Genomic DNA, 24119 nt, shown 5'->3' on the forward strand with positions numbered 1-24119 from the left:
TCTACTGGGCTCTGATCCGCCGGTCCCTGCCCGAACTGGTGCCGGTGGCCCGCGAACGCGTCTTCGACATGATCGATGACGCGGTCGCCACCATCGACGCCTCGGGCCGGATCCTGGACCTCAACATCGCGGCCGAGCTGCTGCTGCTCCGGCTGACCCCCGGCCTGCCGGAGCGGCTCATCGGACTGTCGCTGGCCGACCTGCTCGGCGGGCTGCCCCCGGCCGACGGCGGGGAGATCGAGGTGGCCCGCACCGACGGCTCGGGCCGGCCGGTGGAGCTGAACGTGCGCACCAGCGTGCTGCGCGACAGCCGGGGCGGTCACGCCGGCTGGGCCATCCTGGCCCGCGACGTCACCGCGCTGAACCGGCAGCGCCGCGAGCTGGAGCAGGCCACCCGGGACGCGCTGACCGGGCTGCACAACCGCCGCCACCTGATGGAGGAACTGCGGCGCGAGATGGCCGCAGCCGCCGCGGACGGTCAGCCGCTCAGCGCGGCGCTGCTGGACATCGACCATTTCAAGCAGGTCAACGACCGCTACGGGCACCGCGCCGGGGACGAGGTCCTGGCCTGGTTCGCCGGCCTGCTCAGCGAGGGATTCCGCCGCGGCGACGTCGTGGCCCGCTACGGCGGCGAGGAGTTCGTGGTGGTCTTCCCGGGCGCGACCGCCGAACAGGCCCGGATGCGGGTGGAGACGCTGCGCGAACGGGTGAGCGGTCAGGAGGTCCGCGCCGACGGGCATGTGCTGCGCGTCACCTTCAGCGCGGGCGTGGCCGCCGTGATGCCCGGTCACAGCCCCGACGACCTGCTGCAGGCCGCCGACGAGGCGCTGTACGCGGCCAAGCACGGCGGTCGCGACCAGACCCGGGTCGCCGGGAGGCCGGATCCGGATGCGCCTCACCGGGCGGCGTGAGCCCTGCCGTCAACCGCGGACCTGGGGACCTGCGGACCTCATCAGCTACGGACCTGCGGCACCCGCGGGGCTCGCGGGACGACTGAGCGCGCGGCCCGCCCGGTGCCGTCGTACCGCGTCGCGGTTGGCGCACCGCTGAGAGCAGTAGCGCTGCCGGCCGGTGCGGGAGGTGTCGGCGAAGATCGTGGTGCACTCGGTCACCGCGCACCGCCGGAGCCGGTGCATGCCCCGCCCCGCCAGGTGCAGTGCGGTGCCCACGGAGATGAGTGAGGACAGCACGGCGCCGAGCGGCTGACGGTCGTCGCGGTAGTGCAGGTGCCAGCCGCTGCCCGCGTGGTCGGTCAGCCGGGGGTGGGCGGCGGACTGCGCCAGCATGCGGTTGACCAGCTCGGCGCGCCTGTGATCGTCGGGGGCGTCGACGACCTCCTCCCACGCGTCCAGTACGGCGTGGGCGCGGTCCAGGTCCTGCTGCGTGACCGGGCGCTCCAGCACCAGCCCGGCGGCACGGCAGCGGTCGGCGAGTTCCCCGGCGCTCCCCGGCCGGCGGTTGACCAGGTCCGCGGCCAGGTTCACGGCATCCTCGCCGTAAGGGTTGAGGTGCATAAGACCATTACATCAGTCTGGTCCGCATGACGCACCGCACCGATGTACGGCAGGCCGCCGGGGGATTCCTCCCCGGCACGCGGCGATACCGGTGGGTCATCCTCGGCGTCGCCACGTTCACCCAGGCCGCCTCCGGCTTCTTCGTGCAGGGCATCGGGGCGATGAGCGCCCACCTGCAACGTGACCTGGACCTGAGCACGACCCAGCTGGGTCTCCTGCTCTCGGCGGCCCAGCTGGTCCCGCTGGTCGGACTGCTGGTGGCCGGGGAACTGCTGGACCGCTACAACGAGCGCTGGGTCGTCGGGCTGGGCGCCTGCGTCGTCGCCGCGGGCCTGGGCGCGGGAAGCCTGGCGCCGGGATACGCGTCGCTGCTGCTCGTGCTGCTGATCGTCGGTGCGGGGTACAGCACCGTCCAGCCCGGCGGCAGCAAATCGGTGGCGTCCTGGTTCGACGCGTCCCAGCGGGGGCTGGCGATGGGCATCCGGCAGGCGGGCCTGCCCCTGGGCGGCGTACTCGCCGCGGCCGTCCTCCCTTTCCTGGCGGCGGCTCTCGGCTGGCGGGCGACACTCGTGGCCGGAGGTCTCGTCGCGCTGCTGGGAGCCGTCGTCTTCATGTGCTTCTACCGCCGCCCGCCGGCCCAGGGCCCTCCCCGGGACGGCCCTCAGGACAGCCTCCAGACCCGGGCTCTCCAGGGCGGCGCTCCCCGGGACAGCGCCTCCCGGGACGTGGAGCCGGGTGCCTCACGCGCGGCCCGGTTCGCCGCCCGGCTGCGGATGCTCCGCGAACCGCCCATGGTGAAGATCGTCCTGTCCGGCACGTGCCTGGTCTCGGTGCACAGCGGCATAGGCGTCCTGACCGTGCTGTACCTCCACGAGACGGCGTCCATGGGAGCGGGCCCGGCGGCCCTCGTCTTCGTGGCGTCCCAGGCGGCGGGCGTCGTCGGCCGCATCTGCCTGGCGGCCTGGAGCGACCGCAGCGCGTCCGGGCGCTACACCTCCGTTCTGACCTGCATGGTCGCCGTGACCGCGGGGATGGTGGCGCTGACGACTCCCGTGGGCCGTTCCCCCGCGGCGGCCTGCCTGCTGTTCGTCTGGCTCGGCTTCTTCGGGATCGGCTGGTACGGCCCCTGGGTCGCCCATCTGGCCGAATCGGCGCCACCGGGCAGGACGGGATTCGCCCTCGGCCTGGCCATGTCCGTCAACCAGATCGCCGTCATCCTGGCGCCACCCGTTCTCGGCCTGCTCAAGGACCTGACCGGCAGCTTCGCACCGGCCTGGGGTCTTCTCGCCGCGATGACCGCCGCCGCCGTCACCGTCACCGTCACCTCCCGAGGAGAACCGGCTCGATGATCTGCCGCACACCATCTGGCGGGATCTCCGGCGCAGACCCGGCTCCCGGCCCGTGACGCGGCGGAGGTCAGGAGCGGGACGGCGACCAGACCAGCAGGCCCAGGCACATCTCGTCGCTGGTGCCCTCGCCCCAGACCACGTAGCGCGCCGGAAGGTCGCGCAGGGCGGGCAGCTGCCTGCGCAGGCCCGCGTCATGGGTGCAGGTCACCCGGAGGGTGTCGCCGGCCTTGACCTCGACCGGGGTGTCCAGCGGGCGGATGGCCTGCTCGTCGAAGTCGTAGTCCGGGATGTCGAGCAGGGTCTTCGCGCCGGGCGTGCCGGGGTTGAGCTCCACCTTGATGGCGCGGCCGAGCAGGTGCATGTGCCCGGCGGTGGCGTGGACGGTGCCGGCGGCGTCGATCTTGTGGTCGCAGCGCTGGGTGGGCCCGGCCTTCGGGAGCGTGCCCCCGCCGCAGAACTGGCCCAGGCCCTCGATGGCGCCCCGGGACTGCTCGCCGAAGCGCTGGATGACGTCGCGGACGGCGGCCCCGCGCTCGCACAGCGGGCCCGACTCCCCGGGCGCGCAGGGCAGTTCGACCGGGGCCGCGAGCGTCGCGGTCTCCAGGGGATCGCGGTCGGTCGTGCCGTCGGCGAGGCGGAGCCGGATCGCCGACCGGTCGCTCCCGCCCGCCTCGCCGTCGGCGGCGAGCAGGTTGTAGTGCACCTGCATGATCAGCTTGCTGCCGGGCGGCATCGGGTAGCCGAGTTTCTCGTCCAGGAGCGTCTCGTCGGCCCCGGGCGCCCAGTGCCCGACCCAGGCGCCGTCGCCGACCCCGGCGTCACCGAAACAGGTCCACCCCTCGCCCGGGGTGCGCTCGTCCAGAGCGCGGGCCTTCTCGGCCTGTCCGGCGTCGACGCGGAAGATGATCGCGTGGTGGACGAGATCGGTGTTCTGCGGCAGGAACTGGCTGCCGGTCAGGAACGCCTTGTCCTTCAGTTCGGGGTCGAGCAGGAAGCACCGGTACTCGTCGGTCCCGCCGGAGGGGGCCTTCGGGGTGTACGGCCTGGGCAGGGTGAGGGTGGCGAACCTCTCGGAGTCCCGCAGCGGCGCCGCGGGCGGAGGCTCGGCGGAGCCCCCGTGGCCGCCGTGCGCCCCCGGCGTCCCGGAGGGGGCGCCCGCGGCGGGCGGCGTGCCCGTGCCGGGTGCCGCGCTCTGACCGTGGGCGGTCGCCGGATGTTCCTGCCCGCCGCATGACGCGGCGAGGAGGACGGTGGCCAGGGCGGCGGCCGCCGTACCCGCCCACCGTGCCCGCCGCCGGATCGTGTGTTCCATGACGCCTCCTGCTCCCCCGCGGGGCTCGGCACGCGCCGGGGTCCTGGTCCCCGGTCACGATCTCAAGCCCAGGTTCCCCGCTCCGGCGGCGGGCGGCCATCCGCCGAAAGGGCGGAGAGCCTCATCCCCAGGACTGAGGGATCCCTCCACGGGTCATCCGCCCGGAGGGCACCTCGCCCGGGGCGGACCAGGCGGCACCGGGCCGGAGGCGGTCCCGCGCCCGCCGCTCAGCCGACCGTCTCGTCGACGTAGCACCAGCGCCACGCCTCGCCCGGCTGGAACGACGCGATGACCGGATGACCGGTCTCCGCGAAGTGGGCGGTGGCGTGCTTGTTCGGGGAGGAGTCGCAGCAGCCGATGTGGCCGCAGGACAGGCAGCGGCGCAGGTGGACCCAGCGGCTGCCGGAGGCCAGGCACTCCTCGCACCCCTCGGGCGTGCGCGCGGCCGGGTCCTGGGCCGCGGCCAGATGATCACAGACGGACATGTTCTCCCCTTGCGGACGTACGGATGTGCGGCGGCGGCCTCCCGGACGCCCGGCGGTCCCCCGCGGTGACCGCGGCGCCGCGCCGACGGCCGGGAAGCCGGTGGCCAGGAAGATCGTACGTCCAGAGCCATGTTCCGATTTGGACACCTCTCGTCAGACCTATTGATCAGGGGGGTGAGGTGACTCACTCTGGCCTTCATCGGGGGGTGACCCAGGCCGCAGACGTCAGGGGAGCCCGATGCTGGAGGTCCGCAACCTCGAGGTCGTCTACGACGACGTGATGCTGGTGCTGCGCGGTGTCAGCCTGCGGGTGCCGGCCGGTTCGATCGTGGCCCTGCTCGGCGCGAACGGTGCGGGCAAGACCACCCTGCTGCGTGCCCTGTCGGGCCTGCTGGACGTGCACGACGGCGAGGTCACCAAGGGCTCGGTGCTCCTCGACGGCGAGCCCGTCCACGGCCTGCGGCCCGCGCAGATCGTGCGGCGCGGGGTCAGCCAGGTCATGGAGGGACGGCGGATCTTCGCCGAGCTGACCGTCGAGGAGAACCTGAGGGTCGGCGCGCACACCGCCGCCCGCACCCTCGCCGAGAACCTCGACCGGGTCTACGGGCTGTTCCCGCTGCTGAAGCAGCGGCGCGCGAACGTCTCCGGCTACCTGTCCGGCGGCGAGCAGCAGATGCTGGCGGTCGGCCGGGCGCTGATGTCCGGCCCCCGGTACCTGCTGCTGGACGAGCCCAGCCTGGGCCTGGCCCCCTCGCTGGTGGGGCAGGTCCGCGACCTCGTGGTCGAGATCAACAGGCAGGGCACCACGGTCCTGCTCGTCGAGCAGAACGCCCCGATGGCGCTGTCGATCGCCGCCCACGGCTACGTCATGGAGACCGGGAAGATCGTCATGGACCGGCCGGCGGCCGAGCTGCTGGCCGACGACGACATCAAGGAGTTCTACCTCGGCCTCGGCGCCGAGGGGGCGGCCAGGTCCTTCCGCGAGGTCAAGCACTACCGGCGCAGGAAGAGGTGGCTGTCATGACCGCTGGGGGAGGGGGCCCGGTGGCCGCGGAGGCGCGCGGGGCCGTACCGCCCGTGCTGACGGTCGAGGACGTCGGGCTCTCCTTCGCCGGGGTGAAGGCGATCGACGGGGTGTCCTTCGCGGTGGCCCCGGCCGAGCTGTTCGCCGTGATCGGGCCGAACGGCGCGGGCAAGACCTCGGTCTTCAACGTGATCTCCGGGGTCTACCGGCCCCAGCGCGGCGCGGTGACCTTCCTCGGCGAGGACGTCCTCGGCCGCGCCCCGCACCGGATCGCGGCCATGGGCCTGGCCCGCACCTTCCAGAACGTCGAGCTGTTCCACAACCTGACCGTGCTCGACAACCTCATGCTGGGCCGCCACCACCACTTCGGGTACGGCCCGCTGTCCGCGCTGCTCTGGCTCGGCCGGGCCCGCCGCGAGGAGCTCGCCGCCCGCGCCCGGGTCGAGGACATCATCGACTTCCTGGAGCTGGCGGCCTGGCGCCGCCACCCCGTCCGGCTGCTCCCGTACGGCGTGCAGAAACGCGTCGAGCTCGGCCGCGCCCTGGCCATGGAGCCCCGCCTGCTGATGCTGGACGAGCCGGTCGCCGGGATGAACCTGGAGGAGACCGAGGACATGGCCCGCTACATCCTCGACATCCGCGACGAGCTCGGCATCCCCGTCGTCCTCGTCGACCACGACATGGGCCTGGTCATGGACCTGGCCGACCGGGTGCTCGTGCTCGACTTCGGCCGCCCGGTCGCGCTCGGCACCCCGGCCGAGGTCCAGCACGACCCCAAGGTCGTCGAGGCCTACCTGGGAGGAGCGCCATGACGCTCACACGCGGACAGGAGCGCGGGCAGGAGCACACGCGCACCACGACCATCGTCACCCGGGTCCGCGACCGGGCCCGCGCCACGCCCGGCCGGGTCGCCATGCGGGAGAAGGACCTCGGCATCTGGCAGGAGGTCACCTGGGCCGGTTACTGGGAGAACGTCCAGCTCGTCGCGCACGCGCTGCTCGCGCTCGGCGTCGGGCCCGGCGACCGGGTGGCCGTGCACTCGGAGAACCGGCGCGAGTGGCTCTACTCCGACCTGGCGATCGTCGCGGTGCGCGGCGTCACGGTCGGCCTGTACCCCACCAACCCGCCCGCCGAGGTGGCCTACCTGCTCTCCCACTCCGGAGCGAAGATCCTCCTCGCCGAGGACCAGGAGCAGGTGGACAAGGCCCTGGAGGTCGCCGAGCGCTGCCCGGACCTGGAGCGGATCGTCTACGTGGAGCCGCGCGGCATCCGCGGGCACTACGACGACCCCCGGCTCATGCACTGGGACGAGCTGCTGGAGATCGGGGCCGCCCACCGCGAGGCGCACCCGGACGCCGTCGAGCGGCGCATGGCGCAGACCCGGTCCGGTGACGTGGCCACGCTGATCTACACCTCCGGCACCACCGGCCCGCCCAAGGGCGTGATGCTGACCGTCGGCAACATCGAGTACGCCGTCCAGCGGCTCGTCGAGGGCGGCGGCTTCGCCTCCCCGCCGCCGTCGGAGAAGGACCTCACGCTGTCGTACCTGCCCCTGTGCCACGTGGCCGAGCGCGCCTTCACCGTCTGGTTCAACGCCGCCGCCGGGGTGCAGGTGAACTTCGCCGAGTCCATCGAGACCGTCCAGGCCAACCTGCGGGAGGTGCAGCCGACGATCCTGTTCGGGGTGCCGCGGATCTGGGAGAAGGTGCTCGCCGGGGTCGAGATCCGGCTGGAGTCGGCCTCGCCGCTCAAACGCGCGGTCACCCGGTTCTGGCTGCGGGTGGCCGACCGGATCGGCGACGACCTGGTGCGCACCGGCGGCACGCACACCCCGCTGACGAGGACGCTCTACGCGATCGGCTGGGTCTTCTGCTACCGCGCGCTGCGCGAGCGGCTGGGCATGCGCCGGGTCCGCTACGCCGCCTCCGGCGCCGCGCCGATCGCGCCCGCCGTGCTCAAGTTCTTCATGGGCATCGGCGTGGCCATGCACGAGCTGTACGGCATGAGCGAGAACACCGCCGTCGCCACCGGCAACCGCCCCGGCCGGATCAAGCTCGGCACCGTCGGCGAGCCGCACGAGGGCGTGGAGCTGAGGATCGACGAGACGACCGGGGAGATCCTGACCCGGCACCCGGGCACCTTCGCCGGGTACTGGCGCGATCCCCGGGCCACCGCCGAGGTGATCGACGCCGACGGCTGGCTGCACACCGGCGACGTCGGGGAATGGGTGGACGGCACCCACGTCCGGATCACCGACCGGATGAAGGACATCATCATCACGGCCGGCGGCAAGAACATCGCGCCGAGTGAGATCGAGAACGCGCTCAAGGCCTCGCCGTACATCAAGGAGGCCATCGTCATCGGCGACCGGCGCAAGTACCTGACCGCGCTGATCGGCATCGAGCTCGACACCGTGGGGGAGTGGGCGCGGCGGCGCGGCCTGCCGTACACGACCTACCGCGACCTGTCGGAGAAGCCGCAGGTGCGGGAGCTGGTCCAGGGGATCGTCAACGGCGTCAACGAGCGGTTCGCCCGGGTCGAGGGGGTCAAGCGGTTCGCCCTGCTGCCCAAGGAGCTCGACCACGAGGACGGCGAGCTGACCGCCACCCAGAAGGTCAAACGGAGCGCGATCACCAGGCTCTTCGCCGATCTCGTCGAAGGGATGTACCGGGAGCGATGAAGGGTGTGCTCGAATCGCTGATCCGCGGGCTGGGCAACGGCTCGGTCTACGCCCTGCTGGCCCTCGGATTCGTGATCATCTACAAGGCGACGCGGGTGATCAGCTTCGCCCAGCCCGCCTTCATGATCGCCGGAGCGGTGGCGGTCAGCCACCTGGCGCAGGTGACCGGCTTCTACGCCGCCGTCCTGCTGTCCACCCTGCTGATCGCCGGGGTGGCCCTGGCCGTCGAGCGGATCGCGATCCGCCCGATGGTCGGCCGCCCGGTCTTCGTCGTGGCGATCATCACGCTCGGCGTCGACGTCGTCGTCCGGGTCGTGGTCAACGGCTTCATCGGGCTGGACGTGCGCCAGGTCGGCGACCCGTGGGGCCTGCGGCCGGTGGAGTTCGCGGGTCTGGCCGTGCAGCAGCGGTGGGTCGCGATGTTCCTGACCACGGCCGTGCTCGTGACGCTGCTGTTCGCGTTCTTCCGCTACACCCGGTACGGCCTGGCCATGCGGGCGGCGGCCTTCGACCAGGAGACCGCACTCGCCCAGGGCGTCTCGGTCGGCACGGTCTTCGCCCTGTCGTGGGGCCTGGCCGGGGGGCTCGCCGCGGTCGCCGGGACCTTCGTCGGCACCGGCCAGGGGGTGGACCAGCTCACCTGGATCATCGCGCTCAAGGCCCTGCCCGCGATCATCGTCGGCGGGCTCGACTCGCTCGGCGGCGCGGTGACCGGCGGGCTCGTGATCGGGGTCGTGGAGTCGCTCGTCCAGTCCTACCAGGGAGACCTCGCGCCCTGGCTGGGACAGAACTTCGCGGTCGTCACGCCGTACGCGGTGATGCTCCTGGTCCTGCTGGTCAGACCCTACGGCCTGTTCGGCACCCCGGAGGTGGAACGCGTATGACGGTCACCCGCCGGGCGCGCAGGCCCGCCGGACGCCCCCTGCTCTACACGTCCTACTCCCAGGACATGGCGCTGCTGGACACCCGGGCCAAGAAGGTCTGGCTGGGGGTGCTGCTGGGCGTGGCGGTCCTGTCCAGCGGCCTCCCCGACGACCTGCTGATCCTGCTGGCGGGCGCGTACGTCGCGGCGATCGGCGCGATCGGCCTCAACATCGTCACCGGCTACGCCGGGCAGGTCTCGCTCGGCCACGCCTTCTTCGTCGCCGTCGGCGCCTACACCGCGGCGGCGATCTCCGGGGACCCCGGCGGCCGGGTCCTCGGGTTCGGGATCACCAGCATGCTCGTCTGGCTGCCCGCCGCCGGGCTGGCCGCGGCGCTGGCCGGGGTGGTCGTGGCCCCGCTGGCCGCCCGGCTGCGCGGCCTCTACCTGGCGGTCGTCACGCTGGGACTGGTCTTCCTCGGCGAGCACGTCTTCAAGGAGTGGGACCACCTGACCGGCGGTCCCGGGGTGGGCCGCCCGGCCGCGGTGCCCGAGCTGTTCGGGTTCCGCTTCGACGCCGACAGCGCGCTCGGCACCCGGGCGCAGTCGCTCTACATGCTGATGCTCGTCCTGCTGGTGGTCTTCGCGGTGGCCGCGCGCAACCTCGCCCGCTCCCGGATCGGCCGGGCCTTCTCCGCGATCCGCGACCGGGACATCGCCGCCGAGGTGATCGGGGTGCCGCTGACCCGGTACAAGACGCTCGCCTTCGCGATCTCCTCGTTCTACGCGGGCTGCGCGGGTGCGCTGCTGTACACGATCACCGGATTCTTCGATCCGGGCTCGTTCAACCTGCTGATGTCGGTGCAGTTCATCGCGATGGTGCTGATCGGCGGCGTGGCCACGGTCTCCGGGTCCATCGCCGGGGCGCTGTTCATCACCCTGCTGCCCCGCCTCACCCAGGAACTGCCCGCGCTGCTGCCGTTCGTCAGCGGCGACACCACCCAGACGCCCAACGTCTTCCAGATCCAGGTCGCCCTGTACGGCCTGCTGATCGTGCTGTTCCTCGTCTTCGAGCCGCGGGGGCTCTTCGGCGTCTGGATCCGCGCCCGCGCCTACTGGAGGAGCTGGCCCTTCTCCTACTGACAACCCGTCTCGCACCGAAGGAGCGTAAGTCCATGTCGAAGCGCCGCCTGGTGATCGCCGTGTCCGTGGTGTCACTGGTGGCCCTCCTGTCCTCATGCGGCGTCATCCGGGGGGACGACGAGGAGGGCCAGAAGGGCACGGTGACCACGGGCGTCACCAACGATCCGTGCCCGATCCCGGTCGACAGGACCAAGGGGTGCATCTATCTCGGCACCATCTCCGACCTGACGTCCGGGCCGTTCGCCGCGCTGGCCGTCCCCATCACCCAGGCGCAGAAGGCGTTCTGGAACCGGGTCAACCGGGCCGGCGGCATCGGCGGCAAGTACGAGGTGGACGTGCAGGCCTACGTCCGCGACAACAAGTACAACCCCGAGACGCACAACCAGGTCTACCAGGAGATCAAGGACAACGTGCTCGGCCTGACCCAGACGCTGGGCTCGCCGACCACCGCGGCCATCATCGCCGACCTGAAGGCCAACAGCGTCGTCTCCGCGCCCGCGTCGTGGACCTCCGCCTGGGAGTTCGAGGACGTCATCGTCGAGAGCGGCGCGAACTACTGCATCGAGTCGATGAACGCCGTCGACTACGCGGTGGAGACCTACCGGCCGAAGACCGTGATGGCCGTGCACTACGCCGGTGACTACGGCGCCGACGCCGCCGCCGGGGCGAAGATCGCGGCGGAGCGGAACGGCCTGGAGTTCACCGCGGTGGAGACCCCGTCCGGCGCGACCGAGCAGGGCCGGGCCATCACCGAGATCACCAAGAACAAGCCCGACCTGGTGATCCTGACCACCGGCCCGGCCGACGCCGCCGCGGTGATCGGCCAGTCCGCCGCCGCCGGGTTCGAGGGCCGCTTCATCGGCACCGGCCCGACGTGGAACCCGGCGCTGCTGCAGAGCCCGGCCGCGCCCGCGATCCTGGCCCTGTACGAGCAGTCGTCACCCGGCAGGCCGTGGGGCGCAGACACCCCCGGTCACAAGGCGATGCGCGACGCCCTGGGCGACGTCACCCCCAGCGACGGCTACACCTCCGGCTGGTCCTGGGCCTACCCGCTCAAGGCCGCGCTGGAGAAGATGGTGGCCGGCGGTGACATCAGCCGCAAGGGCCTGCTCAACGCGGTCAAGTCGCTGACCACGGTCGACTACGAGGGCATGCTGCCCCCCGAGGCCGGGAACTTCTCCGGCGACCCCGACGCCGCGACGTTCCGGCAGACCCTGATCAACAAGCCCGACAAGGCGGCGCCCACGGGCGTCACGGTCGTCCGGGACTTCTTCACCGGTCCGACCGCGCAGTCCCACAGGATGGACGGTCCCTGCTTCGGCAAACTCTGACCCACCCGGGAGGTCATGACGGGCCGGTACGGCGCACGCCGTACCGGCCCGTTGGGTAGTGTCGAGTCATGCGACCCTTTCCGCGAAGGACCCTCGCCCTGACCGCCTCCGCCCTGGCCGCCGCCCTGCTGGCCACCGGGTGCTCCGAGCTCCAGGAAGTGAGCCAGGGCATCGACAAGGCGCAGGAATGCGTGCAGGCCGCGGGAATCGTCACCGAGACCGCGGCGAAGGTCGCCGGCCTGGTCAACAACCCCGCCGAGATGGAGCAGGCGCTGAACGACGGGGCCACCCGCCTCGGCGAGCTGGCCGACAAGGCCGCCAACACCTCGCTGAAGGAGGCCGCCGACGGCGTCTCCTCCACCCTGGAGGGCTTCAACGTCAACAACGCCAACGAGGCCGTCGACGCGGCGCAGAAGGTCGCCACCGACAGCGCGCAGTGGGTCCAGCAGCTCACCAACGCCTGCGGTGGCGGCGGCTGAGCCGGAGACCGGCTTCTCCTCCTCCGCACGGGCACGGCGCTCCCCGGCGGCCGTCACGTTCCCCAATCCCGCCTTCTCTAGGGGAAATGTCGCTGAACTAACGTCGATTCCATGGGCACCCCGACAGAGCCGGCCGGCGACCGTGGAAAGGAGCCGGACCCCCGGTTCACGCTGGCGAACGAGCGGACCTTCCTGACGTGGCTGAGCACGTCGCTCGCGCTGAGCGCGGGCGGCGTCGCCATGGCGGCCGTCTCCCCGGACGTCTTCGTGCCCTGGATGCGGACCCTGCTCGCGGTCGTCCTCGTCTCCCTGTCCGCCCTGGCCGCCGCGATGGCCTACCCGCGCTGGCGCCGCGTCCAGCACGCCCTGCGCCACGCGGCCCCGCTCCCGCCGCCCGCGCTCGCCCCGCTGTTCGGGTACGGCGTGGCGGCCGTGGCCCTGCTCGCCCTCGTCCTCATCCTGACCGGCCGATGACCTCCTGGGACGGAGCGGGCCGGGGCGTCGCGGGGCGGGGGGACCGGAGCACCGTGGGGCGGGCGGAGCGGAGGGGCCGGGGCGCCGCGGGGCGGGGGACGGCCGAGCTCTGGGACGAGGGGCTGCAGAGCGAGCGCACCCGCCTGGCCTGGGTCCGCACCGCCACCATGCTGGCCGCCAGCGGCCTGGGCGCCGGCGGGGTCGCCCTGCGCACCAGCGGCGTCCACCTGCTCGTCGCCGTCCCCTTCGCCCTGGCCGCCCTGTGCGGCGCCCTCCTGCTGGCCCGCACCGGCGTGCGCTACCACCGGGTCCAGGACGCCCTGCACGGGGGCCGTCCCCTCGACGAGCGCGCCGACGCGCTCCTCGCCTGGCTCGGCACCCTCTCCGCCGTCACCGGCTCCCTCGCCTTCGTCGTGCTCCGGTGAGGACCGTCGCACGGGGTCCGGGTCCCCGCGGCGGGCCCGCCGTCAGCGGTGCAGACGGTCGGACGTCTCCACGGTCAGCTGCGCGAGGAGCGGTGCCAGCTCGGGACGTGCGCGCAGCAGGTCCTCCAGCCGCACCCGCCAGGCGCCGGTCTCGGGGAACACGGCGTCCTCGCGCTGGAGACGCAGCCGCGTCTCGGCGAGGTTCAGCTGGTACGCGGTGCCGAAATAGCGTCCCACCATGTCGGTGAGCCACCAGTAGGCGTCGGAGTCCGCCGCCGAGACGAATGCGCGGGCGCCTTCCCAGGCCACGCGTGGCTGGTGCACGACAGTCATGACCGGACGCTATGTCCGATGGATGCCACCGGCAAGGTCTTGCGCCCATCGGCGTCGCCGTACTGGACGGGCGGATCGCGGGCAGAGCGGGTGGAATGTTCGAAGATTTCACACAGACGCGCGTCGACGTGGGGGAGGCCGAGTTACGGGTACGGCACGGCGGCTCCGGGCCGCCCGTGCTGCTCCTGCACGGCCATCCCCGCACCCATGTCACCTGGCACCGCGTGGCCCCGCTGCTCGCCACCGAGTTCACCGTCGTCTGCCCGGATCTGCGCGGCTACGGGCAGTCGTCCAAGCCGCCCAGCACGCCCGACCACGAGCCCTACTCCAAACGGGCCATGGCCCGCGACTGCGTGGCGCTGATGCGCTCCCTCGGCCACGAGCGCTTCGCCGTGGTCGGCCACGACCGGGGCGCGTACGTGGCACAGCGCCTCGCACTGGATCACCCGGAGGCCGTGACCCACCTCGCCGTGCTCGACGTCGTCCCGATCGGTGATGCGCTCGCGCGCTGCGACGCCGCCTTCGCGAGCAGCTGGTGGCACTGGTTCTTCCTGGGACAGGCGGACAAGCCCGCCGAGCGCGTGATCAACGCCGACCCGGACGCCTGGTACGGCTTCGGCCCCGAGACGATGGGCCAGGAGGCCTACGAGGACCTGCGGCGGGCGATCCACGATCCGGAGACCGTGCACGCCATGTGCGAGGACTACCGGGCCGGGCTCGGAACCGACCGGGCCGCCGACGACGCCGACCGCGCCGCGGGCCGCCGTGTCGAATGCCCTGTCCTGGTGCTCTGGGCGAGCGGGGACGACCTGGCGGATCTCTACGGCGACGTGCTCGCGATCTGGCGGGACTGGGCCGGCGACCTGCGCGGAGGTCCGTTCGAGAGCGGGCACCACATGGCCGAGGAGGCCCCGGAGGAGCTCGCCGGCGAACTGCGCGCCTTCCTGGCCGGGCGTTCCCGCAGGGACGGCACGCCGTAGGAGCGTCCCGGAGTCCGGCCCGGTCCGGAGCCCCGTCCGGGCCGGACTCCCGCCCGGTCAATGATCAGCGGTCAGTGATCAGCGGTCCGCGGGGTGGGCGAGGGCTCCGGGCGCCAGGCACGCTGGAGCCGGGCGATCTGCCGGAGAGCGCGTTTGAAGTCACCGTAGACCTCGGCGCCCAGCGCCTCCTCGTGCCGCCGCTCGATGGCGGCCAGGATGGCGTCCGCCTTGGTGATCTCGTCGATCCCGTGCTCCGTCGGGACGATGAGCTTGGCCCGCCGATCCTGGGGATCGGGCTCGCGGCGCACGTAACCGAGCTCGACCAGCTCGTCGACGATGGTTCCGACGATCTGCTTGCGCTGGCCCGATCTCCGTGACAGCTCGGTGGCCCGGACGCCCTCGGCGTCGAGGTAGGCCAGCACCGCCCCGTGCCGCGGCCGGACATGCGGGTGTCCCTGCTCGGCGAGGGTCTCGAACAGCTCCTGCTGCACCAGGAACAGCAGCTGGCCGGTGAGCATCCCCAGGTCGGGGTCCTGTCGTTTGCGCTCGCTCCGCCGCATGGTGGCCTCTCCCGGAAAGATAGTCCTGATTCTTGACTGTCCTGAATCAGGACTATACCGTGAAAGCACGTTGATCGCCGCACCCCCCGGAAGGACGACCGCCATGACCACCTCGGTGACCGCGACTCCCGCAGCGACTTCCGCAGCGACTCCCGCGGTGACCCGTGCCGCGCGCCGCCTCGGCGGCCGGTTCGCCGGGACCGTGCACCTGCCCGGAGAGCCCGGCTACGAGGTGGCGCGGCGCCCCCTGTTCCCGGTGACCGACCCGTGGCCCGCGCTGGTGGCCGAGGCGGCCGGGCCGCAGGACGTGCGGGCCGCGGTGCTCACGGCGCGCGAGCAGGGGCTCCCGCTGGCGGTGCAGGCGACCGGGCACGGCACGCACGTCCCCTGCGACGGCGGCCTGCTGCTGAAGACCACGGGCATGGCCGGTGTGCTGATCGACCCGGAGCGGCGCATCGCCCGGGTCGGCCCCGGCGCCCAGTGGGGCCGGGTGCTGGCCGCCGCCGCGCCGTTCGGTCTGGCGCCGCTCTCGGGGTCCTCGCCGGACGTCGGCGTGACCGGATACACCCTCGGCGGCGGCCTGGGCTGGCTGGCCCGCCGGTACGGCTTCGCCGCCGACAGCGTGCTGCGCGCCGAGGTCGTCACCGCCGACGGACGCCTGGTGACGGCGGGCCCCGACAGCCACCCCGACCTGTTCTGGGCGCTGCGCGGTGGCGGCGGCAACTTCGGCGTGGTCACCTCGCTGGAGTTCCGCCTCCACCCGGTCGCCCGGGTCCACGCCGGGACGGCCTGTTTCCCGGTCGAGCGGGCGGCCGAGACCCTGGCGTTCTACCGCGAATGGATCGCCGGCGCCCCCGGCGAGCTGAGCACCGCGGTGCTGCTGACCCGGATGCCCGACAGCCCGCAGACCCCCGAGCCGGTGCGCGGCAGGCGCGTCCTGGCGATCAAGGCCATGTACGCAGGGGGAGCCGAGCAGGCCCGGCGGGCGCTCGCGCCGCTGTGGCAGGCCGCCGGTCCGGTGCTGCTCGACGACTTCCGCACGGTGCCCTACGCCGAGGCCTCGATGGGCGGCACCGCCCCGCGGCAGGTGAACCTGTTCGGGGAGCTGCCGGACCCGGTGATCGACGCCCTGGTGCGCGCGGCGGATCCGGAGAGCTCGCCGGAGCGGGTGACGACGGTGGAGGTGCGGCACTGGGGTGGCGCGATGGCCCACCCCGGGCCCGGCGCCGGTCCCGTCGGGCACCGCGACACGTCCCTGTCGGTGATCGTCGACGCCGAGGCGCCCGGTCTGGCCGCCGAGCTGCGCCCGTACGCCACCGGTGGCGCGTTCCTGAACTTCCTGCACGACACCGCCAGGACCGCGACGGCCTACACCGCCGCGGACCACCGGCGGCTGACGGAGGTGAAGGGCGTCTACGACGCGGACAACACCTTCAACCTCGGGCACGTCATCCCCCCGGCCCCGCCGGCCGCCGGTGTCCACGCGGCCGGATGACCCGCCCCGCCGCCCGGCCCTCTGCAATCCCATGTCCGTCCGGCACAGCTGGGGCGGCGAGCAGGGCAGCTACGGCAAGATATCGGCCTATGTCGTCATTTGATGAGCTCGCTGGGTACGCCGCGGAGATCGCCCCCGTGATCGATGTCGTCCACGTCGGAGTGCACGCGGCGAGCGGGCGGCGCTGCCAGGAACTCGTCGCGAGGTCGGGCCTGGACGCCGGCCTCCTGATCGACCTGCGGTACGTGCTCCCGGCCCGGCCGCTGACCCGCGAGGGACTCGCCGCCGTCTACCGCTACGACCCCGTCGACGAGGCATGGATCGCGGCGCAGATCGCACGGGGGATCCTGATCGAGGACCCGGTCCGGGACGGCGCCGCGCCCAGCACGCCCGGTGCGCCCGGCGCATCCGGCATGTCAGGCGCACTCGGTGCATACGGCGCGCGCGAGGTGCTCCGCGCCACGGACCGGGCGCTGGCGTTCATCGCGGAACTGTACGGGATCCACGCGGCGGTGACCGCCGAGCTGTGGGCGGCCCACGCCGGCCGGTTGCCCGTCCTGACCCGCCTCGCCGGACGCCTCCTGACCGCCGCGGCGCACAGCGGCGGCCCGGCCTTCGCCCAGGTCGCCCCTCCCCACGAGCCGCCGGGCACCCCCGACGGGGTGCTGCTGTTCAACCGGCTGGCGGCACTGCGGCTGCACCGGGCCGACGCCCACGCCGCCGCCTGGAGCGGAGCGGGCCTCACCGCCGGGCAGATCGTCGCCATGCCCCCCGGACCCGCCCGGGACGCCATCGAGGCCGAGACCAACCGCCGCGCCGCGGCGCCGTACGAGACCCTGAGCGCCCGCGAACGCGAGACCCTCCTCGACGGCCTGCGCACCCTCCTCTGAGCCCCCGCCCCGGCCTCTGCGCCCCCACCTCGGCCCGCTGCCTCTCCTCGTCCAGCCGCCCGACGGCCTCCGCCGCCCATGCGCCGATCATGAGGGGAGCGTGAGGGCCTGACGGGCGACGGCCTGCCGTTCGGCGGCCTCCCGCTGCGCGGTCTCCTGTTCGGCGGCCGCGCGGGTGTCGTAGGCGGCGCGGGCGGCGGCGATCTCGTTCTGGTGCTCCTCGGTCCAGGTCACCAGCGCGCGGATGGTGTCGTGCAGGGTGGAGCCGAGGGGGGTGAGCTCGTAGTCCACCCGGGGCGGCACGGTCGGGTGCACGGTGCGGCTCACCAGGCCGTCGCGCTCCAGCTGGCGCAGTGTCCGGGTGAGCATCCGCTGGCTGACCCCGTCTATCTTGCGGCGCAGTTCCGTGAAACGCAGGCTGCGCCGGTCGAGCAGGGCGATGACGAGCAGTGACCACTTGTCGGCGATCCGGTCGAGGATCTGCCGGACCTCGCAGTCCTCCCGCGTGTCCCACTGGAGAACGTCGTAGTCGTCGTCGGTATCCCCGCAGGAACCGAGGGACTTTGAAGTGCCGTCTTCCATGGTCATCGATGGTGACTGAAGATGCTCTCGGTTACAAGAGGGAACCGGCAGTCATCCTGGTAACCGGCCGGTTCCGTGCGCATCGAGAGGAGCCGCCTGATGTCCGCATCGAGCGCCCGCATGGACGGGCGTGCCTGGGGAGTGTTGTTCGTGTTGTGCGGCGCGATCTTCCTGGAAGGGATCGACGTGGCGATGCTGAACGTGGCGCTGCCGTTGATCCGGGCCGACATGGGCCTGTCCACGGGGATGCTCAGCGGTGTGGTCAGCGCCTACGTGCTCGGCTACGGCGGCTTCATGCTGCTGGGCGGACGCGCCGCCGACCTGCTGGGCCGCCGCCGGATGTTCCTGCTCTGGCTGACCGTCTTCCTGGTCTTCTCCGGGCTGGGCGGATTCGCCACCGAGGGCTGGATGCTGCTGGTCGCCCGGTTCGTCACCGGGGTCGCGGCGGCGTTCATGGCCCCCGCCGGGCTGGCGCTGGTCACCGGGAACTTCCCCGAGGGCCCGCAGCGTGTCAAGGCGCTCGGCGTCTACGCCGCCACGGCGGCGGGCGGGTTCTCCCTCGGCCTGGTCGCCGGCGGCCTGCTGGCCTCACTCGGCTGGCGGTGGGTGTTCTTCGCCCCGGTGATCCTGTCAGCGGTGATCCTGGCGGCCGCCGTGCCGCTCGTCCGCGACCCGGGCGCACCGCGAGGCCCCGCGGGCGGCTTCGACCTGGCCGGCGCGGCCAGCATCACCGGTGCGATGCTGCTGCTGGTGTACGGAGTGGTCAACCTGGAGCACCCGGGCGGCCGGGCCGGCGCGGCCGGGGCGTTCGCCGCCGGGCTGGCGCTGCTGGCCGCCTTCGTCGTGATCGAGCGGCGGTCGGCCAGCCCGCTGGTACGGCTGGGCATCCTGCGCTCGGGATCCCTGGTCCGCGTCAACCTGGCGGCGTCGCTGTTCATCGGCTCCTTCGCCGGGTTCCAGTTCCTGGTCACCCTGTACCTGCAGGAGCTGCGCGGCTGGAGCACGCTGCAGACGGGTCTGGCGATGCTGGTGGTCGGCATCGACACGGTGCTCGCCCCGACCGTGACGCCGCGGCTGGTGAACCGGTTCGGCAACGCCCGGGTGCTGCTGGGCGGGCTGGTGCTGGCGGTTTTGGCCTACGCGCTGTTCCTGCCCGTCGGGGCCGACTGGGCCTACACCGCCATGCTCCCCACCATGCTCCTTCTGGGCCTGGCCTTCTCCCTGGCGTACGGTCCGCTGACCATGGCCGCCACCGAGGGCGTCGCGGAGCACGAGCACGGCCTGGCCGGCGGGCTGCTGTACACCGCGATCCAGTTCGGCACGGCCCTCGGCCTGTCGGCGGTGACCGCCGTCAACGTCGCGGTGCTGGGCGGCGGCTCGGGCCTCCAGGCGCTCCGCTCGGCTCTGATCGTCCCGGTCGCCGCCGCGGCCCTCGGCGCGATCGTCATCGCGTCCGGGCTCCGTACCCGCGGGACCGTCGATCCCGTCCCTCCGGCGGAGCCCGCCTCCGTCAACGCATCCGCCTGACGCCTGACACCTGACGCCTGGCGGCCGGAGCCCGGCCCGGGACCCGGTGACAGGGTCCCGGGCCGGGCGCGGGTCAGGACTCGGCGCCGAGGGCGATGGTCTCGGCGACCTCGGTGTGGCGCTCGGCCTCCTCGGCGGCGAAGCGCTCCGCGTCGAGCTTGTCGGCGATCTCCTCGTCCTGTCTCATCAGCGCGTCCAGGCTCTGGCCGGCCATGTCCAGCACGCCCATGTCGGCGTAGGCCTGCTGCAGGCGGGGGCTCCACAGGCCGATGTCCTTGACGCACGGGACGATGCGGCTGAACAGCAGGGAGCGGAACAGCTTGAGGTACTCCGACTGGTCCACCGCCTCCATGGCCTCGGCGACCTCGCTCTTGCTCAGGCCGATGGTCTCCCAGGTCTCCCGGCCGCGCAGGCGGTCGCGCATCAGGTAGCAGCCCTCGATCACGAAGTCCTCGCGCTCGCGCAGCTCGCTCTCGCTGAGGTTGCGGTAGTAGTCGCGCAGCGCCATGCGGCCGAAGGCGACGTGCCGGGCCTCGTCCTGCATCACGTAGGCGAGGATCTGCTTGGGCAGCGGCTTGGTGGTGATGTCGCGCATCACGCCGAAGGCGGCCAGGGCCAGGCCCTCGATGAGCACCTGCATGCCCAGGTAGGGCATGTCCCAGCGGGAGTCGCTCAGGGTGCTGTCCAGCAGGGCCTTGAGATGCTCGTTGATGGGGTAGGCGAGGCCGACCTTCTCCTGCAGGAAGCGGGCGTAGGTCTCGGCGTGCCGGGCCTCGTCCATCGTCTGGGTGGCGGCGTAGAACTTGGAGTCGAGGTCGGGGACCGACTCGACGATCCGGGCCGAGCAGATCATCGCGCCCTGCTCGCCGTGGAGGAACTGGGAGAACTGCCAGGCCACGTTGTGCAGGCGGACGTCCTGGCGCTGCTTGTCGTCCATCCGGTCCCACAGCGGGGTGCCGTAGATGGCGATGGTGGTGTCGGGGATGCCGAGCACGTTGTACGGATCGACCTCCAGATCCCAGTCGATGCGCTTGACGGAGTCCCACTGCTTGTCCTTGCCCTTCTGGTAAAGGGCGAGCATGCGGTCCCTGCCGTCGTCGTACTCCCACGTGAAGCGGGCGGCACCCGCCGCCTCCACGTCCCACGTGGAGAGCTCGGCCGGAATCGTGTAGAGATCGTGAGTCGACATGCGGCCTCCAGAGACGTACACCGTACGTATTCCTGGAGCGTGGCACGTACGGTGTACGTCCGTCAATGGGGGGAGGGAGAATGGGGCCATGCCCGCAGAGCCGCTGTCCCGACCCCGGATCGTCGCCGCCGCCATCGACCTGATCGAGCGCGAGGGCGCCGACGCGGTGTCGATGCGCAGGATCGCAGCCGACCTGGGCGTCGGTGTCATGTCGCTCTACAACCACGTGCCCAACAAGGCGGCGCTGCTGGACGCCGTGGCCGAGACGGTGCTGTCGGGGATCGAGTTCACCGACGATCCGGACGCCGGCTGGACCGACCGGGTGCGCATGCAGGCGCGGGCGTTCCGGCAGATCGCCCACCACTACCCCCGGTGCACGATGGTGGTGGTCAGCCGCCAGCTCCAGTCGCCCGCCGGGCTGCTCCCGGTCGAGCGGGCGCTCGCCACGCTGCGCAGCGCCGGCTTCGACGGCGAGGAGGCGGTGCGCATCCTGCGGATGTTCATCGCCTACATCGTGGGCTCGCTGCTGCGGGAGGTCGGCGTCACCCCCACCTTCGCCCCGGTGCACAGCTCGCCGGTGGATCTGCGGAAGGTGGACCCGGCGCTGTTCCCGGAGATCGACGCCCTGTCGGCGGAGCTGGGCTCGTGCGACCACGAGGCGGAGTTCGAGTTCGGGATGGAGCTGCTCGTCCAGGCCATCGCCGTACGGCGCGAGCAGGGGAACGGGTAGAGGAACGAGCAGGGGAAAAGGTGACGCCCGGGGCCGCGGCCCCGGGCGTCCGCCGGTAGTGCTCCCTTCCCCTGGGCACTCCCGGCCGTCCGGTGGGTTCAGTACCAGTTCCTCGCCTGGAAATGGCCCCACGCGCCGCACGGTGACCCGTAGCGGCTCTTGATGTAGCGCAGGCCCCACTGGATCTGCGTGGCGGGGTTGGACCGCCAGTCTCTGCCGCTGCCGCTCATCTTCGAGCCCGGCAGCGCCTGGGGGATGCCGTAGGCACCCGAGTAACGGTTCTGCGCCCGATGGTTCCAGTTGCTCTCCCTGGTCCAGAGACTGTCCAGGCAGCGGAACTGCTCACCGGACCATGCCCGGCGGGAGACAAGACGGAAGGCGATCGCCTTGTTCCTGCCTTTGACGGTCTTCGTGCGAGGCCGGGCCCGGGGCTCGGCCTCGGTGGTCCACACTCCCCGGTGAACCCGGCGGGAGGACCACAGACTCTGGTGAACCTGCTGGCCGGACCGCTCGTCCTGGACCATCCCGGCGGGCTCTTCCCCAGCCTGCCCGGTGGATGCCTCGGCCTGGCCGGCCGCCGTGGACCCGGCCACGGTAGAGGCGGCGATCACGGTCGCGACCGTGGTGCGCAGAACGCGGTTGCTGCTCATAGCCGTCCTTCCATAGGGCCGCGTGCGGGAGACGGGTGAGAGTGCCGTCACTCACAGTGACCGACTGTGGGCAGCGGTGGTTCCCGCCCGCTCGGCGCCCCCCGTACGTGGCCCGCACGTGGGACGCCCGCGTGGTCGCGCCGGTCTGTTCCCGGCACGACACCGCGGCGGTGTCTCTAGGCGGTTTGTAGTACGAGGGCGGGCTCACCGAGGGCGGTTGCGACACGACAAGGGAAGCTGTTTACCGGATCTTCGCGATCAGGCGGTGGTTCCGCGGGCAGCGGCAAGCCGGAACGGACCCGTCGAGGTGGCGGAGCGGGAAAAAGATCACCCCGTCATGGGGTTTGGATCGCGGGTTCCCCGGCGGGCGGGAGTTCGGGCGGGTGCGCCCCGGCGTTTCGGGCGGGTGTGCTCCGGTGTGCCGCCCGGCCGTTCCGGGGGGTCCGGGGGCTTACTAATCTCTGTCCATGAACATTCGTGACATCCCCCTGGAAACCCTCGCAGGCGTACCCACCACCCTGGCCGAACTCGCGGGCGACAAGTCCGTCCTCGTCGTGAACGTGGCCTCCCGCTGCGGGCTCACCCCGCAGTACGCCGGCCTGGTCCGCCTCCAGCAGACCTACGGAGAGCGGGGGTTCACCGTCGTCGGCGTCCCGTGCAACCAGTTCATGGGCCAGGAGCCGGGCACCGCCGAGGAGATCCAGGAGTTCTGCGCGGTGAACTACGGCGTGGACTTCCCGCTGCTGGCCAAGACCGACGTCAACGGCGAGAGCCGCCACCCCCTCTACGCCGGGCTGACCGGGACCGCCGACGCCGAGGGCACCGCCGGCGACGTGCAGTGGAACTTCGAGAAGTTCCTGGTCTCACGGGACGGTGAGGTCCTGGGGCGGTTCCGCCCGGCCGTCGAGCCCGAGGCCCCCGCACTCGTGGAGGCGATCGAGAAGTCGCTCTGACGGCGGAGAATTCCCGCCGGCGGTGAGGATCCGGCGGTGAGAATCATCCTGACGGCGGTCGTCGCCCTCCCGGCGGCGATCGTCCGGACACCCTACGACGTGCGCCTCGGGCCGCAGCTGCCCCTGACGATCAACTCGGTCGGCAGCAGCACGCCGCGCGGGCGGCGCCCGCCCGCACGCAGCACCAGCTCGGCCGCACGGTAGCCGATGTCCTGCGCGGGCTGGGCGATCACGGTCAGCGGGGGAGCGCACAGCTCGGCCCAGGGCACGTCGTCGAACATGACCAGGGACAGGTCCCTGGGCACCCGCAGGTCCAGCTCCCGGGCGGCGAGGACGGCGGCCTCACCCAGCAGGTTGCCCCCGGCCAGCACCGCGGTCAGGTCGGGCCGGTGCTGGAAGAGGCCGGCCGCCGCGGCGTAGGCGGAGTCGCGGCTGCCCCGGGCGGAGACGATGAGCTCCTCGTCCAGCAGGGCGCCCAGCGACTGCCGGAAGGCCGTCACACGCTGTCCCTGGCCGGGACCGCCGAGGTAGGCGATGCGACGGTGGCCCAGCCCGGTCAGGTAGTCGACCGCGGTCCGCACCCCCGCCCTGTCGTCGGCGAGTACGGCGGGCACGTCGTCGCGGCCGCCGACCGGCCGGTGCGCGAACACCGTGGTGATCCCGCTCCGCAGGGTCGGCTCCCAGATCTCCCCGTTCCCGGCGGGGACGGCGACCACCCGCTCCACTCCCTGTTCCAGCAGCATGCCGATCTGCTCGGCCTCGCGCTCGGCGTCGTCGCCGGTCGTGCCCAGGACGACCGGCTCGCCGGCCGAGCGGGCGCAGGCCAGGACGCCGTCGACCAGGCGGCCGTAGAAACTGTCGGTGATGTCGGGCACCAGCAGCCCGATCCCGCCCGAACGGCGCTGGCGCAGGTTGCGCCCGAGCGCGCTCGGCCGGTAGTCGAGCTGGGCCGCGACGGTCAGCACGCGCTCCCTGGTCTCCGGGCTGGCCGATCCGCCGGACAGGACCCGCGAGACCGTGGCCACTCCGACCCCCGCCGCCTCCGCGACGTCCTTGATGGTTGCCCGGCGCACGTTCATGGAAACGATTCCATCATGATTTCCGTGGTCGATCCAGCACGGAGAGGTAACGGCATCCGGTGTGACAGGGGAA

At 72.4% G+C, this 24119-nt stretch carries 26 protein-coding genes; 17 read left to right on the plus strand and 9 right to left on the minus strand.

The window, feature by feature from the left end; translation table 11 throughout:
* The first annotated feature begins 44 nt into the window (after window positions 1-44).
* A complete protein-coding gene (locus IEZ08_RS24815; protein WP_141704133.1) occupies window positions 45-911 on the plus strand; it encodes a GGDEF domain-containing protein in 867 nt (288 codons plus the stop codon).
* A 45-nt stretch (window positions 912-956) separates the two neighbouring features.
* Here the strand turns inward: IEZ08_RS24815 and IEZ08_RS24820 are convergent, their stop codons facing one another.
* On the minus strand, window positions 957-1514 hold the full coding sequence (locus tag IEZ08_RS24820) for a CGNR zinc finger domain-containing protein (RefSeq protein WP_189243086.1): 558 nt from the start codon (window positions 1512-1514) through the stop codon (window positions 957-959).
* Window positions 1515-1540: 26 nt separating this feature from the next.
* Here IEZ08_RS24820 and IEZ08_RS24825 point away from each other — a divergent pair, with 26 nt between their 5' ends.
* Entirely contained in the window at window positions 1541-2863 is a 1323-nt protein-coding gene (locus tag IEZ08_RS24825) for an MFS transporter (protein ID WP_189243087.1), read from the plus strand.
* Window positions 2864-2930: 67 nt separating this feature from the next.
* Here IEZ08_RS24825 and IEZ08_RS24830 read toward each other — a convergent pair whose 3' ends face one another.
* Window positions 2931-4175, minus strand: coding sequence for a monooxygenase (locus IEZ08_RS24830; protein WP_068924609.1), 1245 nt, complete (start codon window positions 4173-4175; stop codon window positions 2931-2933).
* Between the two features lie 227 nt (window positions 4176-4402).
* A complete protein-coding gene (locus IEZ08_RS24835) occupies window positions 4403-4660 on the minus strand; it encodes a ubiquitin carboxyl-terminal hydrolase 14 (protein ID WP_068924607.1) in 258 nt (85 codons plus the stop codon).
* Window positions 4661-4898: 238 nt separating this feature from the next.
* On the opposite strand from IEZ08_RS24835, the gene IEZ08_RS24840 reads away from it, so the two are divergent.
* The 9 genes from IEZ08_RS24840 (at window position 4899) to IEZ08_RS24880 (ending at window position 13078) form a co-directional block, all read left to right on the plus strand.
* Complete coding sequence (locus IEZ08_RS24840; protein WP_068924605.1) at window positions 4899-5684, plus strand: ABC transporter ATP-binding protein; 786 nt, start codon at window positions 4899-4901, stop codon at window positions 5682-5684.
* Window positions 5681-6496, plus strand: coding sequence for an ABC transporter ATP-binding protein (locus IEZ08_RS24845; RefSeq protein ID WP_068924603.1), 816 nt, complete (start codon window positions 5681-5683; stop codon window positions 6494-6496). The genes IEZ08_RS24840 and IEZ08_RS24845 overlap by 4 nt, the downstream gene beginning before the upstream one ends.
* A complete protein-coding gene (locus IEZ08_RS24850) occupies window positions 6493-8364 on the plus strand; it encodes an AMP-dependent synthetase/ligase (protein WP_068924601.1) in 1872 nt (623 codons plus the stop codon). Before IEZ08_RS24845 ends, IEZ08_RS24850 begins: the two co-directional genes overlap by 4 nt.
* Window positions 8361-9248: a branched-chain amino acid ABC transporter permease gene (locus tag IEZ08_RS24855; protein ID WP_189243088.1), complete on the plus strand. Its 888-nt coding sequence runs from the start codon at window positions 8361-8363 to the stop codon at window positions 9246-9248. The genes IEZ08_RS24850 and IEZ08_RS24855 overlap by 4 nt, the downstream gene beginning before the upstream one ends.
* The gene (locus tag IEZ08_RS24860; RefSeq protein ID WP_068924597.1) at window positions 9245-10369 is read left to right on the plus strand and encodes a branched-chain amino acid ABC transporter permease; all 1125 of its coding nucleotides are present in this window, start codon (window positions 9245-9247) and stop codon (window positions 10367-10369) included. The genes IEZ08_RS24855 and IEZ08_RS24860 overlap by 4 nt, the downstream gene beginning before the upstream one ends.
* Window positions 10370-10401: 32 nt before the next feature.
* Window positions 10402-11700 (plus strand): ABC transporter substrate-binding protein, encoded by a 1299-nt coding sequence (locus IEZ08_RS24865; RefSeq protein ID WP_068924595.1) that lies wholly within the window; start codon window positions 10402-10404, stop codon window positions 11698-11700.
* A 68-nt stretch (window positions 11701-11768) separates the two neighbouring features.
* Complete coding sequence (locus IEZ08_RS24870) at window positions 11769-12179, plus strand: DUF8711 family protein (protein ID WP_068924593.1); 411 nt, start codon at window positions 11769-11771, stop codon at window positions 12177-12179.
* A gap of 111 nt (window positions 12180-12290) precedes the next feature.
* Window positions 12291-12653 (plus strand): YidH family protein, encoded by a 363-nt coding sequence (locus tag IEZ08_RS24875; RefSeq protein ID WP_068924591.1) that lies wholly within the window; start codon window positions 12291-12293, stop codon window positions 12651-12653.
* A complete protein-coding gene (locus tag IEZ08_RS24880) occupies window positions 12650-13078 on the plus strand; it encodes a DUF202 domain-containing protein (protein ID WP_084780368.1) in 429 nt (142 codons plus the stop codon). Before IEZ08_RS24875 ends, IEZ08_RS24880 begins: the two co-directional genes overlap by 4 nt.
* Window positions 13079-13120: 42 nt before the next feature.
* Here IEZ08_RS24880 and IEZ08_RS24885 read toward each other — a convergent pair whose 3' ends face one another.
* On the minus strand, window positions 13121-13411 hold the full coding sequence (locus IEZ08_RS24885) for a hypothetical protein (RefSeq protein WP_068924589.1): 291 nt from the start codon (window positions 13409-13411) through the stop codon (window positions 13121-13123).
* 95 nt (window positions 13412-13506) lie between these two features.
* Between IEZ08_RS24885 and IEZ08_RS24890 the strand changes: the two genes are divergently transcribed.
* Window positions 13507-14391, plus strand: coding sequence for an alpha/beta fold hydrolase (locus IEZ08_RS24890; protein WP_189243089.1), 885 nt, complete (start codon window positions 13507-13509; stop codon window positions 14389-14391).
* A 71-nt stretch (window positions 14392-14462) separates the two neighbouring features.
* Here the strand turns inward: IEZ08_RS24890 and IEZ08_RS24895 are convergent, their stop codons facing one another.
* The gene (locus tag IEZ08_RS24895) at window positions 14463-14951 is read right to left on the minus strand and encodes a MarR family winged helix-turn-helix transcriptional regulator (RefSeq protein ID WP_068924585.1); all 489 of its coding nucleotides are present in this window, start codon (window positions 14949-14951) and stop codon (window positions 14463-14465) included.
* A 103-nt stretch (window positions 14952-15054) separates the two neighbouring features.
* Between IEZ08_RS24895 and IEZ08_RS24900 the strand changes: the two genes are divergently transcribed.
* Window positions 15055-16446, plus strand: coding sequence for an FAD-binding oxidoreductase (locus tag IEZ08_RS24900; protein ID WP_189243090.1), 1392 nt, complete (start codon window positions 15055-15057; stop codon window positions 16444-16446).
* A gap of 89 nt (window positions 16447-16535) precedes the next feature.
* Complete coding sequence (locus IEZ08_RS24905) at window positions 16536-17336, plus strand: hypothetical protein (RefSeq protein WP_189243091.1); 801 nt, start codon at window positions 16536-16538, stop codon at window positions 17334-17336.
* Between the two features lie 87 nt (window positions 17337-17423).
* On the opposite strand, the gene IEZ08_RS24910 is transcribed toward IEZ08_RS24905, so the two are convergent.
* Window positions 17424-17918: a winged helix-turn-helix transcriptional regulator gene (locus IEZ08_RS24910; RefSeq protein WP_068924581.1), complete on the minus strand. Its 495-nt coding sequence runs from the start codon at window positions 17916-17918 to the stop codon at window positions 17424-17426.
* A 99-nt stretch (window positions 17919-18017) separates the two neighbouring features.
* On the opposite strand from IEZ08_RS24910, the gene IEZ08_RS24915 reads away from it, so the two are divergent.
* Complete coding sequence (locus IEZ08_RS24915; protein ID WP_203863268.1) at window positions 18018-19445, plus strand: MFS transporter; 1428 nt, start codon at window positions 18018-18020, stop codon at window positions 19443-19445.
* A gap of 73 nt (window positions 19446-19518) precedes the next feature.
* Here the strand turns inward: IEZ08_RS24915 and IEZ08_RS24920 are convergent, their stop codons facing one another.
* A complete protein-coding gene (locus tag IEZ08_RS24920; protein WP_068924577.1) occupies window positions 19519-20634 on the minus strand; it encodes a ferritin-like domain-containing protein in 1116 nt (371 codons plus the stop codon).
* Between the two features lie 88 nt (window positions 20635-20722).
* On the opposite strand from IEZ08_RS24920, the gene IEZ08_RS24925 reads away from it, so the two are divergent.
* Window positions 20723-21364, plus strand: a complete 642-nt coding sequence (locus IEZ08_RS24925) for a TetR/AcrR family transcriptional regulator (RefSeq protein ID WP_084780362.1) — start codon at window positions 20723-20725, stop codon at window positions 21362-21364.
* Window positions 21365-21462: 98 nt separating this feature from the next.
* Here IEZ08_RS24925 and IEZ08_RS24930 read toward each other — a convergent pair whose 3' ends face one another.
* On the minus strand, window positions 21463-22014 hold the full coding sequence (locus IEZ08_RS24930; protein ID WP_068924575.1) for an aggregation-promoting factor C-terminal-like domain-containing protein: 552 nt from the start codon (window positions 22012-22014) through the stop codon (window positions 21463-21465).
* A 467-nt stretch (window positions 22015-22481) separates the two neighbouring features.
* Here IEZ08_RS24930 and IEZ08_RS24935 point away from each other — a divergent pair, with 467 nt between their 5' ends.
* Window positions 22482-22967 carry a glutathione peroxidase gene (locus IEZ08_RS24935; RefSeq protein ID WP_068924573.1) on the plus strand — a complete coding sequence of 162 codons (486 nt, stop codon included), beginning with the start codon at window positions 22482-22484 and terminating at the stop codon, window positions 22965-22967.
* Window positions 22968-23059: 92 nt separating this feature from the next.
* Here IEZ08_RS24935 and IEZ08_RS24940 read toward each other — a convergent pair whose 3' ends face one another.
* Window positions 23060-24046, minus strand: coding sequence for a LacI family DNA-binding transcriptional regulator (locus IEZ08_RS24940; protein WP_068924570.1), 987 nt, complete (start codon window positions 24044-24046; stop codon window positions 23060-23062).
* Between the last annotated feature and the right edge of the window lie 73 nt (window positions 24047-24119).

It is taken from the genome of Planobispora rosea, assembly GCF_014648175.1.
Taxonomy (GTDB): domain Bacteria; phylum Actinomycetota; class Actinomycetes; order Streptosporangiales; family Streptosporangiaceae; genus Planobispora; species Planobispora rosea.